The organism is Gimesia chilikensis, assembly GCF_007744075.1.
Taxonomy (GTDB): Bacteria; Planctomycetota; Planctomycetia; order Planctomycetales; family Planctomycetaceae; genus Gimesia; species Gimesia chilikensis_A.
In genome coordinates this window covers 3,019,907-3,033,811 of the sequence record NZ_CP036266.1, presented here as the reverse complement: position 1 = coordinate 3,033,811, position 13,905 = coordinate 3,019,907, and the positions used below count along the sequence as shown (strand labels likewise).

Sequence of the window (13,905 nt, the reverse complement as noted above, 5' to 3'; positions counted from 1 at the left end):
TTTCAGAACAATGGGGCACTGAGGTGCCATTTAAGGCTCCCCTGACCGATACCAATCAGGGAGTCAAATTGAATGCAGGCTGCATTTCCAGGTTTAAAAGTGATTGCCCCCCCTCCAATCAGATCGGAAGTGCAACGGGCCACGTCGGGCATGTGAGCTACAATCGCGATTCGTTCAAAGGCTGTTGATCTCACAAAAGAGATCAACGAATCCAGGCTCAGACCGAATCCCAACCAGGGTTGGGCATAGCAGGCTTCATCATTCAATTCCGTAACATCCTGCAGAATCTGAGCGGTCTGAGTCGTCCTTACAAGCGGGCTGTGTAAAATCAACTCGGGACCTGCATCATGTTTGGCGATCCATTTAGCGACCTTACGAAACTGGTGAGTGCCATGGTCTGTCAGGGGGCGGGCTGCATCTCCTCCTGGTACTACGCCTGCCTGCTCAGCTTTTCCGTGCCTGATGATCAACAGTTCCATCTATATTATTCCTACCTTAGTTGAATGCTCAGAGCTGTGATGAAGTTCTGCGTAGGCAGAAGTCAGGGTTTGACCAGTTTTGTCTTCGTTTCAGATTCGGGTTTGAGATGTGTATCCATCCAGGAATACATTAGAGCACGTGATTCATGGGCCACAGAATGTCCTTTTCCATGAACAAAAAAAGCAAAATTCTGAGGTGCTTTCTCCAGTTCATAGACGTCCATCACCTTCATCAACATCAGCACTCTTTGTCGCTGCGTCAAAGGGTCACCATCATTGAGTCCCGAGAGATCCAGAAATGCCCGCGGTGCAATCAGTGACATGATTTCATGAAAATCAATCGGCGGCAATTTGCCTTCCAGAAGATCCGGGCGGATATGATTAAAATATACATACCAGTGATCTCTCGCCCAGGCTTCGACACGCGCATTCTGTCGGAAAAATGAGGCACTGCAATTTCCAGCTGCTGCCTGTACTCGCTCATCATAGGCAGCCAGAAACATTGATCCATGGCCTCCCAGCGAGTGCCCCAGCACGCCGATCTTGTCGGGATTAACCTCCCGCAAAGTCTGCAGCACATCAATGGCGATGGAATGTTCGTAGGTAAACTTTCCAACCGAGGTCCACTGTGGATGTTTCTCATGAAATGCTTTGGTGTCATATGGCCCCGCTTCCGGGATCCGGTGTCCTGCAACAAAATGATCGGGAGCAATTACCACATAACCACGTCGACAGAGATGATCAAGGTAAGCCTTGTCGGGGTTTTCGATCAAACCTGCTGCACGCTGCTTGCCGTATTTATAAGTGCCATGCAAGGCAACGATGGCCGGGGCAGGTCCTCTTAAATTGAGGGGGACTCCCAGGTAGGCATGCGCCCGTTCATCTTTTTCTACCTGGTAGCTGATCAACTGTCGGCGATAGATACCGTCTACAATGACTGTATCATGAAACTGGATTTGCAGATCAGGCTTTTCTGGTTTGTACTGATCTCGGAGCAACTCCAGATAACGTTTTCGTAGCTCTTGTTTATGTTCTGCCCACTCCTCAGGTGATTCAATACCATGGAGCAGGTCATCCCAGGATGACTCAATTTTTTCGGGTTCTGACCGTTGCCTGGAACTGGCTTCTTCCGAGTGCACGGTGAGGCTGTATCCCAAAATCACTCCCAGACAAGAGAGGAAACACAATAAAGATGATCGCATGAATATACCCTTATCGAAACTGGATAGGAGCATGCATTATCATCAATCAAGAAAGGGAATCACAACTCTTGAATTTAAATTTCTTCTGTTTTTCAAAGGTGTAGACTCACTTAACGGTTGTCCCCCATCTGTCTTCTGTGTATGGGTTCAGTGTCTGGTCTTGATTGCCATTGATTTCAGCTCTAATCAATCCCGATAGGCGACGTGACACCGTTTGCATTGCATTTTGAATGCTTTTAACTCCCGGGCCATCTGCTTCTGGTCATCCTTCTGAAATGCTGTTTGCAGCGTATCGACCCGTTTCTCAGATTCTCTCATCCATTTTTGAAACATCTCATCATAGTCGTCGGCATACTTACGTGCCGCCTCACGGAACTCTTCTTGCAGAAGTACCAGGGTCTCGCGATTCTTTTTCCTGACCAGGGGATGTTGATTTTGCGTCTGCATTTGATCCAGTGATTCGAAATGATGGCTGATCTGCGACATGGCTTTAACCAAAGGGGAAACTGGTGTGGACTCCACCAGTTCCGGGAGCGGGGTATCAGCGGAAGGAACTTTAAAGTTCCGGATGTCTCTCCATAATCCCGCATAGTCCTTACTGGTACCTGCCCGCTTTAAAAAATCGAGAGCCTGTTGCTGATTGAAAGTACCTCGACACAATCCGACGACCGCAGTCGCAGTGGGTCCACGGTGTTTGCCATGATGACAATGGATATAAACCGGGCCTTTGATCTCCTTTGCGACGCGTGCAAAAGCCAGCCCCGCATCGTTTGATACGCCATCATAGCCGATTGGAATATGTACATAACGCATTCCCGCACGCCGGGCCATTCCCAAATGTGGTTCGGTTCCATCGACGCTAACGATGGTTTTGACTCCGAGTTTTTGCAGGGCGTCAAAACTCCGCTGCTCTGCCGGCCCACTACCAGAGTAAACTGCCTCATCGACCTGAAAGACATTATCCAGACCTGGCAGACTCATCGACTTTACACCAACTGGCTTTTGAGCGGGCGCTGTATCCGTCTGCTGTCCTGATAAAGAACCACTGTTATTAACCAGAAGAAGCATACTGAAAAGAGTTATGCTGCGGAAAAATACCATATCCTGTCGTACCTGTTTCGTCTTAACATTTCAAAGGATTGCCCGTCACCTATTTAGAATACCAGACAAGCCTTTTTTGTTCAGTAATCTAGACAAAAAAGGCGTAAAGAAATATTTTGTTTTGAGAAAGCAATATTCAATATCAGACAGGCTTAGAGGAAGCTGACATGGCATACGACGAGGCTCTCGCCGACAGAATACATCAACTGTTGTCTCGCAGGGCAGGGTATTCTCAGCGAAAAATGTTTGGGGGAATCTGTTTCCTGCTCAATGGCAACATGTGCTGTGGAGTCACGGGGACTAATCTCATGTTACGGCTGGGAGAGAAGAACGCTGCGCAGGCACTGAAGGAACCATTTACTCACGAAATGGATTTCACAGGCAAAGTGATGAAAAGCATGATCTATGTCAAAGCTGAAGGAACGCGAGAGGACATTGATCTGAAAGAGTGGGTCAATCAGGCCGTCAAATTTGTACGGACGCTGCCTGGAAAAACTTAACTGCGGATTAACTCTGAGACTGATTCAAGTCAATCCAGCACTTAACGGATTCAAGGGAACACGTAGCCCGGGGCACCATACCAGTAACCATAATAGTGGTAGGGATCAAAATAGAATCCGGAAGACTCCTGCATTATCTGAGCAAAGGTCGGAATCGGGCTCACATTGATATTGACTGTAGGCCGGCCAGGAGTGATCCCCATCGCTTTACGTGCGGCGATCCGCTCCATGCGCTGTTTGGCCTGCAGGAATGCACGCTGTTGAATCAGGCGCTGGCTGACAGACATTCTCTGGTAGGCTGGCCCAGTCTGCTTGGAAGGCCCCCTCGTAATATTCACTTTCCCCTGGTTCTCATCAGAGCTTTTGTTATCTGAGCTGATCTGAAGAGGAACCTGCTCCTGGCTGAACGCCGGTGACATCAGACACTGTGAGATCAGAATTACAGCAACGGCAGAAGAGCGCATATCCAGCCTCTCTCTTCAGTAGAAAATGAATAGTCAAAGTCCGTTCTGCGCAATATGTCTGCGCATAGGTGCGTCCTGTCATCACAGGATCACTTATGGAGACTCATCGACTTTCACCACCAATGATCTGAAGCAATTCATCCAAAACTCGAACTGGAAATTATTTCAGATTGAATCAGGCAATTTAGGGAACCTTTACGACCTCAACCCAGGACGGAGATTTCCCCACTTCATAGGTGTCAATCCGCGTCAACTTGCCGGTCTGGGAATCAATACGATAGGCAGCCAGTTTACCGTTATTTTGCCCCGCGGCGTACAGGAAGTGTCCTTCCGGGTCGATGTTGAAGGATCGCGGCGTTTTCTCAGTCGCTGCCTGTCCCAGTGATTTCAATTTTCCAGTCTGAGGATCAACGGCGAAACAGGCAATGCTGTCATGGCCCCGATTGGAAGCATACAGGTTTTTTCCTGAGGGAGAGAGTTCGATATCGGCACAGGTATTCTTCCCTTCAAAATCAGCCGGCAATGTGGAAATGGTTTGAAACGCTTTCAAGGTTCCAGATTCGGAATCAAGCTTACAGGCAGTGACAGAGCTCCCTTTTTCGTTATCAAAATAGATAAAACGATTGTCTTTTGAAACAGCCAGGTGGCGGGGCTCCATCTCGGGGGCCGCTTCGAAAATCGCCGGTTCATTCGCTTTTAATTTTCCGTCAGCTTCATTCCATAAAAACTGATAGACCGCATTGGGCCCCGTATGGGGTACAAACACGTACCGATTTGACTGATCGGGCAGAATGGCATGTGCATTTTTGTCTGTCGGAATTGTCTGGAGAATTTCGGGCAGGATTGTGCCATCTTTCTTGAGCCGATGCACGGCTACTTTCCCCTCACCATAATAAGCTGAAAGCAGGTAGCGTCCCTTACGGTCTGTGGCGATGTAAGCTGCATTTCCCCCCGCTGGTACCGCAGAGATCAGCGTGAGTTCGCCGTTTTCAGGATTGATACTGAAGCTCATGAACTCTTTGGCAGAGCGGATGGATGCAAAAAGATATTTCTTCTCTGGATCGACTTCCAGACAGCCTGGCGCGCCTGGGACTTTAACGTCGGTAAGATGCGTCAGTTTTCCATCTGCCTCATTCTGCTGATAGATGGCAATCTTCTTCTCGCCCCCCAGAGAAATGTAAACATAGCTGGCTGCTTGAGAGGGAAGAACAGACACAAGACAGACTCCGGAAAGAATCAGGTAAAATCGAAGCAGTGAGAACATGGCGGCTACCCTGGAAATTCAGAAGTTGATAGGGAAATAGTCAGACTCCATTCACTTGCGCAGCGTCAAACAACTGCAGGTACCAGTAGAGCCGGTTAGTAGAGAGATTTCAAGCGGCAGTCGATTGTAAGGCACGTCCCAGAGCTTCCAGCTCCCGGGCACCACCAAAGACAATGCAGACATAAACCTGATCTGCTTCGACCCATTTCACGGTCGCGTAATTCCCCTTACCCAGTTGAGTATACTCGACCTTGCCTGGATCAAAAGAGGTTAATGTGGGCAGGGGACTGACTCTACTGGCAGGAATCTGCAGCAGAGCACCATAGACAGTGCGAGTTTTTCCTGATGAAAGTCTGAAAAAACGAACCGCAGCGTCGTGTACAACCGACTCGCTGATGGAAAGTCCGTAGGTCTGACCAATAAAATTCAACAGACCTTTTTGATGCCAGCCACCTTGTGCCGGAAATGAGGTCGCGAAATTTCCATCGAATTCCGACATGAAGCGACTGTCCAGATTCAGTTCTGGACTGAGCTTCGCCAGAGGAATTACCGGTTGTCGGGTTACCCAGAAAAACGCCAGAACTGCGGCAAACAGCAGGCAAGTCGAAAGCCCCACCAGGGTTCCCGGGTTTTTGAGAAAAGCTCTACGGGAAACAGGGGGGTGATCTATAGAGATGGTGGCATCGGAGTCAATTTGGGCCAGAGCATCCAGTACTCCCTGCTTTCCATTTTCGGGTACATCTACCTCAAATAAAACACGCTTGAGCTCCGAATGAAAGACGGGACCATCAGCGAATGAATCTGAGGCAGAATGATCTGGCTCAGAATATTCAGGTGATCTGGATGATTCGGAAGCGTTCATGGTAATACCGTAAAGGGCAATCTTTTTTATGAATGAATCGGACTTATATCTTCCCGGAGCGAAGCAAACCGTTCCTGCAGAAAAGCCCTGGCACGTGCCAGCCGACTCATCACGGTTCCCAGCGGGATAGACAACTCATTCGAAATTTCTTTGTAGGATTGTTCTTCAAAATAAAACATTAATAAGGGGAGTCGAAAATCCTCGGGTAATTCGTCCAGTGCAGTCTGAAGTTCTTCTGAGGTCAGTTCCGGTATCTCTGCAGGATCAGAGGCAACATCAGGACTGGATCCCAGTGAAACAGGCTCGGCTTTCCGTGTGACTTTTTTCAGAAACAAATTTCGCAAAATCGTACACAACCAGGAACGGGCAGACCTTGCATCGCGTAACTGGGACAGTTTCTTCTGTGCGATCAAATAAGTTTGCTGAGTCAGATCTTCTGCATCAGCTCTGTCGCCCGAAAGGCGAAAAGCATAGCGATACAGCAGCTGATAATACTCATCAACTAATCGTGTCAGTTCTTCCGAATTGTTACGACTGGTCCGTGACATAACCTGATTCTCTAACTAAACAGAGGCAGTAAGACATCTGGTTATTCCCCAGGAAGGTGAATTTATTAGAAGTTTCTCGTTTTTTCCCACTCCGGCTTGCTGCCGCGACAAAACATGAACATTCGAACCCACCCTAAACTGAATCTCGCAGAAACTCAAGTTTCAATTACTTTGTGTTGGAGTGTGAGTGCCTGCAGGCGATTCATATCCGGGTCTGGCAATTCATCAAACGCTTTCACTCCCGGGATTCCTCCTTCAAGATTGACGAGTCTCAGAGGCTCCTGGGCCATATCTTCTCGATAATATTTCTCGCTGGGGAAAATATCAGCGGGATAGGTGAAGTTATCCAGCATCGCCAGAGCAGTACAATGCGAGGCTCCTGTTGCGCTCTCCAGCATCCCCCCGACCCAGCAGGGGATTCCCGCAGTCTGACAGAGATCATGAATCTTGACGGCGTTTGTCAGGCCGCCCACACGGCCCGGCTTGACGTTGACATATTGACAACTCTTCAAATTGACTGCCTGCTGTGCACGATAGGGATGCGTAATACTCTCATCCAGACAAACCGGCGTTTTAATTTGTTCCTGCAGTCGAACATGGTCCGTCAGGTCATCGTGTTGCAGAGGTTGCTCAATCATTGCCAGATCGAATTCTTCGATTGCCTGAAATAGTGGGAGATCGCTCAGGCGATAACCGCTGTTACAGTCAATATGAAATACCTCATCTGGAAAAGCCGTCCGAATTGCCTGAAGCATGGGGATATCCCAGCCGGGACGGAACTTCAGCTTAATCCGAGGAAACTGTTCTGAGACGGCTCCCCCAACGGCTTCAATCAGATCATCCAGATGATCCATCACTCCGAAGTCTGCTCCCACAGGTACCTCATCGCGTGTTGCTCCCAAAGCAATGTGCAGGGGCGTTCCGCTGATACGACTGTGCAGACTCCACCAGGCATTGTCCAGAGCCGCCTTGGCAAATGAATTCCCCTTATACAGCGAGATGGCATCCTGCAGCGCGGAACCGCTGTCAAAACTTTGTCCAACGACTGCTGGTGCCAGCCATTCTGAGACAGTATGAAATACACCCCCCGCCCATTCCGGACTGTAGCAGGGGGCAGCCAGAGGTGTGCTTTCCCCCCAGCCATCAACAGAACCACTGGTCATCCGGCATAACACGGAATGAATGGCTGCGTCTTCGCCGTAAGCGGTACGCCAGGGATAAATCAGTGGCATCGCCACATGGTAAAGTTCAATCCGGTCTATTTTCATCAGAGATCAGTTATCCTGTAGTTTTCATTTTATGAAGTTTTGTCAAAGGCAGATCAGGCGTCTTCCAGTAGATCCCAGAATTCGCTCTCAGCAGCATCCATCCTGGTGGGCTTGCTGGATTGCGGACGCGGCTTCTTTTGTGCCTGTAAAGCAGATCTCTTTTTTTTCCTCTGAGAACCTGCCCGTTTTTTACGAGTTTTCTGTGGAGCATCAGGTGATACCGGCGTTTGTTTTCCGACGCCCGTACGACGTCCCTTATTCGACCTGCTGGATGCTGTTCCTTTCGAATGCTGCTCCGGGGTCGGACAGTCAGACGCCGGTGCCCCCTGCAAGGGGTCACCGCACTGGTTACATAATGCCACTGGCCGCTCTGAACTGTCCAGTCCACGTGCCACAGGATTCGGTTTAGTGGTAAAAGATTCCCGAGGCGCAGCTTTCTGCTCCTTACGCTCCGCTTTGATGGATTCTGCCTGATCCAGTATTTCCTGCAGCATCAACGGATCAGACTGAGAATCTTTCTGTGTCCCGTCCGACGGAGTGGCCTCTGCAGTTGCAGGTGCTGTGGATATCAGGTTCTGCTCCCGAGAAATTTCAATCCGTGCCTCTTTTCCGCTTGTCAAATCTTTAGCGGAAACGTGCACACGTGCTTCCGCATCATATTCCATCTGTACTTCGATTTTGGAATCGACCGGCAGATTCGGAGGCAGTCCTTCAATTTTGCAGTTCCCCAGAATGACAAATGGTTCATCCTGAGAAGCGCCACTTTCGATCAGCTTTAGATGCACCCGGCGTTGATCAGGGGAGACAGTTCCATAGGTATGTTTGACCGCTGCCGGCAACTTTGTATTAGCCGGCAAGAGATAATGCGGTATCCGCTGTTGTCCCGTCTGGTCACGCACCAGAAAGCCCAGTGACCGCGCGTTGACGCTATGCTGCTTCATTTTGGACAGTCGACTTGCGGCATCCTTCGTCAGAATCGATTCCGCGTATTCCCGGTTACTGAGCAACATTCCCGCATAATAAGCTGCACCATGGGCAATCGACTGATCCGGGGGTAATGACAGATTCTGTGTTGTACCGCTGGCCTGTTTCAGAGCATCACGAATCATGGGCATGCGGGAGGATCCCCCCGTGGTCAGCACAACATCCACATGGGCCCAGCCCATATTGTTGTCCTTCAACAGTGCCCGGGTGATTTCAGTGGTGCGATCGACCAGCCCTTTACTGAGTTGCTCAAACTGAGACTGTGTAATCTGATAAGTTTTACGCTGTGAGCCAACCTGGCAAGCCAGGGTGGTTTTGGGTCTGACAGTCAGGCTGCGTTTCGCCTGTTCAACTTCGTTCGCGAGATACTGCAGGCTTTCCGGATCGTTGCAGGGATTGATGCCGAACTCATTGTAAAACTGCTCAGCCACTGATGCCTGCAGTGTACTGTTCCAGTCAATCCCCCCCAGTTTGAGATCACCGCCACTGGCAATCACTTCTACTTCATCTTTCTGGTACTTAACCAGTGACAGGTCGAACGTACCTCCGCCCAGGTCGTAAACCAGAATGCGCTGCTCTTCTGCAAGTTCGGCAAACCACATCCCCTCGGACCCCAGCACGTAACACAGGGCAGCAGCCACCGGTTCATTGATCAGATCGACCTGTGTCAGTCCTGCCTGCTTACCAGCCGCGATTGTTTCCTGTCGCTGCAAATCGCTGAACTGAGCCGGAACAGTGATGACGGCCGAATCAATCCGTCCGATACGTTCCTCAGCGGAAGCTAAAAGCTTCTTCAGGATGAATGCAGAGATATCCCGGGGAGAAAAGTAGCGCCCGTCAATTTCCCATCGAAAATCCTGCTTACCCAGAAAGCGTTTCGCATGCTGAACCACATTCTGCGGATTAACGATGGCGTGCCTGAGCGCTTCAGTGCCAACAATCACTTCAGCGCCGTCAAACATAGCCACGGAGGGAGTAGATAGTTCACCTTCCAGATTGGGAATGGTGACCGGCTCTCCATGTTCATTCAGATGAGCGATGCAAGAATAGGTAGTTCCCAAATCAATGCCGACAGCCTGTAACTTCTGCATAGCGCCTTAACTCTCTTCAGATAAGTATTTTCGCATATCTCCCGCACAAATGGGCAGGCATAGACTCCTTTGATATGGTATCATGGAAACAAGTCACACTCCAGCACCTGATTTCCGTTTTCCTGCATTGGAAGACAGTCCTATAGAAAGTTCTGAAAAGTGCGTCAGTCCGCCCCCCGGAATCTCCCGTACATCATTGCCAGCCTGTTTTCGATGTGCCTGACAATGTTTATTACGCAATCGGAACTGATTGCCCAACTGACAACAGAATCTCCCGTCATTCTCAACCGGGATCAACCACTTTATCTGGTAGAACGCAATTTCAGGCATGCCCTGGCTCAGCCAATCTCTGCCTCCTGGTCAAATGTGGGAATTCGAACGGTTCTGGAAAGGATTGAAAAAACACAACAGATTTCTCTGATCCTCGACCGCCGCATCGATCCATCCACGACTCTCAAAATTGATCTTCAGAACCAGAGCGTGGAAGCGGGGTTGGATGAGATTGCCTCGGCGCTCCACGCCAGAGCCATCGTTGTCGGAAGTAACGTCTACCTGGGACCTGATCAGGCCATGGGGACATTCAAAACCCTGCTGGCACAAAAGCAGCAGGAATTGCTCGCTCTGTCAGACAATCAACCTGATATGAAAACGCGAGCAACTCAGCTTTCCAGGAATAAGTCGTTTTACTATCAGGATCTCGATACGCCGGTTCAATTACTCAATCAGATAGCAGACTCCTATCAGATTACCATCAGTAATCCAGAGCGAATTCCCCATGATTTGTGGTCACATGGCGCCCTGATGGCAGTGAATGCCAATGAAGCACTGCTCCTGGTGTTAAATCAACTGAATCTGACCTTCCTCTGGGAAAAGCAGGGAACCGCGATTCGGCTTTTGCCTGTTCCGGATCATGTGACTGTTCAAAAAACATACTCATCCCGAGGACGTTCCCTGAATGAAACGATTGAACATCTCAAAGAATTGTTCCCTGCAGCGATGATCACCAGGGAAGGCAGGATGCTGCTGGTTGATGCTTCTGCTGACCTTCAGGAAAAAGTTGAAGCAGAACTGAATCCCTCAAAGCGCCCTGTTCGTAAGATGGGAACTCCTCAAATTGACGTACTTCCCATTCAACGCCGTAAGTTCACGCTTCGGGCTCAGAAAGTCCCGGTACTGGCCGTCATGCAGAAACTGGAGCAGTCCGGAATTGAATTTGAGTATCAGCCTCAGCAGTTAAATCAAGCTGGCGTCGATCTCACTCAGAGAATCGATATTTCGGTCCAGAACGCGGATGCGAATGAGTTTTTTGATGTCCTGTTCGGCCCTCTCAATCTGTCTTATCAAATTGAGGGGATCAAGGTGTCTTTGACACCCGATAATTAGAGACATTAACTTAAGAGCAGCCTTCCTCTAAGGACATTTGACATTCCCAACTTTCCCGGAACTTTCTCCATTGGCGCTAGGGTGATACTTTGAATTAACGCCTCAAATCGTGTAACATCCCGAATTAGTGAGTGAAAACAAGTCTTTGTGAGTCTTTTAACGAGATCACCCACACTGCACAGAGGCTATCTTCCGCCCGCTCAGGAAACGGAATTGTTAATCGCAACCTTTTTCAGATTAACACTTTACCACACAAGCCTTCTGAAATTCGCCTGAATAACTGTGGGAAGCGTTCGTAAACGCCTTAATTGATTTGTAAGGAATCGATCATTCTGACACTCGCGGAATTTTCCTGAAATTCAACACGACACTGCCGGTCTGTTTCCGACCGTAGCTATCAGAATGATCAATTCATGCGTGTTTAAAGTATCCGTCAGAGATACCCCAGTTCCGGTGAGGAAAGGGTATTTCAATGAATAGACTACAGCAGAGTGAGGAGAAAACGTGGCAAGTCCCAAGAATATGATCGTGGCACAGTCTGGTGGACCTTCACCGGTCATCAACAACAGCCTGAGAGGTTTAGTCGAAACTGCGAGAGATCTTCCCGAAATCGGCACAATCTACGCTGGCTGGCATGGCATCGAAGGTGTGCTCAAAGAAGAACTGCTGAATCTGAGCGGCCAGTCTCCTGAAGAAATCGCTCTGCTGCGGGTCACGCCTGCCGCCGGTTCCGTGGGAACCTGCCGTTACAAGCTGAAAGATCATCAGAATGAGGACTTCGATCGGATCGTTGAAGTTTTCAAGGCACACAACATCGGCTATTTCTGTTACATCGGCGGAAATGACTCCATGGACACGGCCAATAAAGTCGCTCAGATGGCAACAGAGCGGGGCGTGGATGTCGTTGGCATCGGAGTTCCCAAAACCATCGATAACGATGTGGGAGACAGCGAATTCAAACTGATCGACCACACTCCCGGGTACGGTAGTACCGCCCGCTACTGGATGAGTATGGTCCAGATGGCCAATGAAGAAAACCGGGGCAGTTGTCCCGCCGACCCTGTGCTGGTGCTTCAGGCCATGGGACGTAAAATCGGCTTTATCCCGGCTGCTGCCCGACTGGCAGACCCTCAGCGCAAGATCCCGATGCAGATTTACCTTGCAGAAAATCCGATCAGCATCGAGCAGATCCATGCACAGGTCAACGACCAGCTGCGCAAAGACGGCCGTCTAATCGTAGTTGTCAGTGAAGGACTCTCCCTGGGTGATATCGGGGAAACGAAAGATTCCTTCGGACACACCCAGTTCAGTTCCAGCCAGTTGACCGTAGCCCAGTTGCTGGTCAATGAATTAAACGAGCGTGGACTGGCAGTGAAAGGCGCCGCCCGCGCCAACGTTCCGGGAACTGACCAGCGTCATAACATCGCATACGCTTCTACCGTTGACCTGGATGAAGCATACGGTGCAGGTCAGAAAGCAGCCCTGCTGGCTGCCGCTGGAGAATCAGGTTACATGTCAACCATTCTCCGTGCTGAAGGCCCGGGATACAATGTCCGTTACGACAAGGTGCCACTGCCCGAAGTCGCGAACAGCGAGCGTACTTTCCCCAAAAACTGGATTACAGCCGACGGGATGGACGTGACAGACGATTTCGTCAAATACTGTAAGCCTCTGGTCGGTAACGACTGGCCCAGCATCCCCATGATCAATGGGCGGATGAGACTGGCTCAACTGCAGCCGCTGTTCTCGGACCAGAAACTGCCTAAGTACGTTCCCCAGGCAGACAGATAAACCTCTACATACATAAGCTATTTAATACATACGGGAGACAATTGTGTCGGATAATCCTCTGGATACCAAGTTTGAGAAGAAGAGTGAGTTTCTGATCGGCATCGACTCAGACGGGTGTGCCTTCGATTCCATGGAAATTAAACACAAAGAGTGTTTCATTCCCAACTTTATCAACTATTTTGGCCTGCAACCCATTTCCAAGTATGCTCGTGAAGCGGCTGAGTTCACGAACCTCTACTCCAAATGGCGTGGGGCCAACCGTTTCATTTCCTACACTCTGGCTCTGGACCTGCTGGAAGAACGCCCGGAAGTCATTTCCCGGAACGTGACCATTCCGCGTCTCCAGGGTGTGAGAGACTGGATCGAACGGGAAACCAAACTCGGTAATCCCACTCTGGCTGCCGAAGTTGAGAAAACCAAAGATGCTGATCTGGAACTGGCTCTGAAGTGGTCACTCGCAGTCAACGAGATGATCGCCGACATGGTGCACGACGTGCCCCCTTATCCGAATGTTCGCGAAAGCCTGATCAAGCTGGATCCGGTCGCCGACATGATTGTCTGCTCTGCGACTCCCAACGAAGCACTCAATAAAGAGTGGGAAGAACACGACATCGCACAATACGTTGATGCGATTTGCGGCCAGGAAGCAGGCAGCAAAAAAGAAACATTGGGTCAGGCAAAGAACTTTGGATACGAAGAAAACAAAGTCCTGATGATCGGCGATGCTCCCGGCGACATGAAAGCCGCGGAAGCTGTAGGAGCACTTTTCTACCCAATCAACCCTGGTGCAGAAGAAGCCAGTTGGGAACGCTTCATTGGCGAAGCCTGTGACAAATTCCTGAACGGTGAATTTGCAGGAGAATATCAGGCGAAACTGATTGCTGAATTCGACAGTTACCTGCCGGAACTCCCTCCCTGGAAGAAGTAAACCAGAGACGATCCTGAGCTCAGGAATGACATAGCAGTCA

13 protein-coding genes are annotated in these 13,905 nt (G+C 49.8%); 4 read left to right on the top strand and 9 right to left on the bottom strand.

Going from position 1 to position 13,905, the window contains the following annotated elements; genetic code table 11:
- Positions 1 to 2 precede the first annotated feature (2 nt).
- The 3 genes from sixA to HG66A1_RS11585 form a co-directional block, all read right to left on the bottom strand.
- Positions 3 to 479 (bottom strand): phosphohistidine phosphatase SixA, encoded by a 477-nt coding sequence (gene sixA, locus HG66A1_RS11595; RefSeq protein ID WP_145183640.1) that lies wholly within the window; start codon positions 477 to 479, stop codon positions 3 to 5.
- A gap of 62 nt (positions 480 to 541) precedes the next feature.
- On the bottom strand, positions 542 to 1,681 hold the full coding sequence (locus HG66A1_RS11590) for a dienelactone hydrolase family protein (protein WP_197997107.1): 1,140 nt from the start codon (positions 1,679 to 1,681) through the stop codon (positions 542 to 544).
- A gap of 186 nt (positions 1,682 to 1,867) precedes the next feature.
- Entirely contained in the window at positions 1,868 to 2,662 is a 795-nt protein-coding gene (locus HG66A1_RS11585; RefSeq protein WP_197997106.1) for a cytochrome c, read from the bottom strand.
- A gap of 287 nt (positions 2,663 to 2,949) precedes the next feature.
- Between HG66A1_RS11585 and HG66A1_RS11580 the strand changes: the two genes are divergently transcribed.
- Positions 2,950 to 3,282 (top strand): TfoX/Sxy family protein, encoded by a 333-nt coding sequence (locus HG66A1_RS11580; protein WP_145183631.1) that lies wholly within the window; start codon positions 2,950 to 2,952, stop codon positions 3,280 to 3,282.
- Positions 3,283 to 3,332: 50 nt separating this feature from the next.
- Here the strand turns inward: HG66A1_RS11580 and HG66A1_RS11575 are convergent, their stop codons facing one another.
- The 6 genes from HG66A1_RS11575 to HG66A1_RS11550 all read right to left on the bottom strand — a co-directional run bounded on the left by HG66A1_RS11575 (position 3,333) and on the right by HG66A1_RS11550 (position 9,763).
- Positions 3,333 to 3,746, bottom strand: a complete 414-nt coding sequence (locus HG66A1_RS11575; protein WP_145183628.1) for a hypothetical protein — start codon at positions 3,744 to 3,746, stop codon at positions 3,333 to 3,335.
- A 184-nt stretch (positions 3,747 to 3,930) separates the two neighbouring features.
- Complete coding sequence (locus tag HG66A1_RS11570; protein ID WP_197997105.1) at positions 3,931 to 4,962, bottom strand: lactonase family protein; 1,032 nt, start codon at positions 4,960 to 4,962, stop codon at positions 3,931 to 3,933.
- Positions 4,963 to 5,119: 157 nt separating this feature from the next.
- Positions 5,120 to 5,872 (bottom strand): hypothetical protein, encoded by a 753-nt coding sequence (locus tag HG66A1_RS11565; protein ID WP_145183622.1) that lies wholly within the window; start codon positions 5,870 to 5,872, stop codon positions 5,120 to 5,122.
- Positions 5,873 to 5,898: 26 nt separating this feature from the next.
- Positions 5,899 to 6,420 (bottom strand): RNA polymerase sigma factor, encoded by a 522-nt coding sequence (locus tag HG66A1_RS11560; RefSeq protein ID WP_145039932.1) that lies wholly within the window; start codon positions 6,418 to 6,420, stop codon positions 5,899 to 5,901.
- 155 nt (positions 6,421 to 6,575) lie between these two features.
- Positions 6,576 to 7,688: an o-succinylbenzoate synthase gene (gene menC, locus HG66A1_RS11555; RefSeq protein WP_145183619.1), complete on the bottom strand. Its 1,113-nt coding sequence runs from the start codon at positions 7,686 to 7,688 to the stop codon at positions 6,576 to 6,578.
- 53 nt (positions 7,689 to 7,741) lie between these two features.
- Entirely contained in the window at positions 7,742 to 9,763 is a 2,022-nt protein-coding gene (locus HG66A1_RS11550) for an Hsp70 family protein (protein WP_145183616.1), read from the bottom strand.
- 159 nt (positions 9,764 to 9,922) lie between these two features.
- Between HG66A1_RS11550 and HG66A1_RS31955 the strand changes: the two genes are divergently transcribed.
- From HG66A1_RS31955 to HG66A1_RS11530, 3 genes are all read left to right on the top strand, one after another.
- Complete coding sequence (locus HG66A1_RS31955; RefSeq protein ID WP_197997104.1) at positions 9,923 to 11,146, top strand: hypothetical protein; 1,224 nt, start codon at positions 9,923 to 9,925, stop codon at positions 11,144 to 11,146.
- A gap of 504 nt (positions 11,147 to 11,650) precedes the next feature.
- Positions 11,651 to 12,937 (top strand): diphosphate--fructose-6-phosphate 1-phosphotransferase, encoded by a 1,287-nt coding sequence (locus tag HG66A1_RS11535; RefSeq protein ID WP_232102223.1) that lies wholly within the window; start codon positions 11,651 to 11,653, stop codon positions 12,935 to 12,937.
- A 43-nt stretch (positions 12,938 to 12,980) separates the two neighbouring features.
- Positions 12,981 to 13,865: an HAD family hydrolase gene (locus HG66A1_RS11530; protein ID WP_145183607.1), complete on the top strand. Its 885-nt coding sequence runs from the start codon at positions 12,981 to 12,983 to the stop codon at positions 13,863 to 13,865.
- Positions 13,866 to 13,905: the final 40 nt, after the last annotated feature.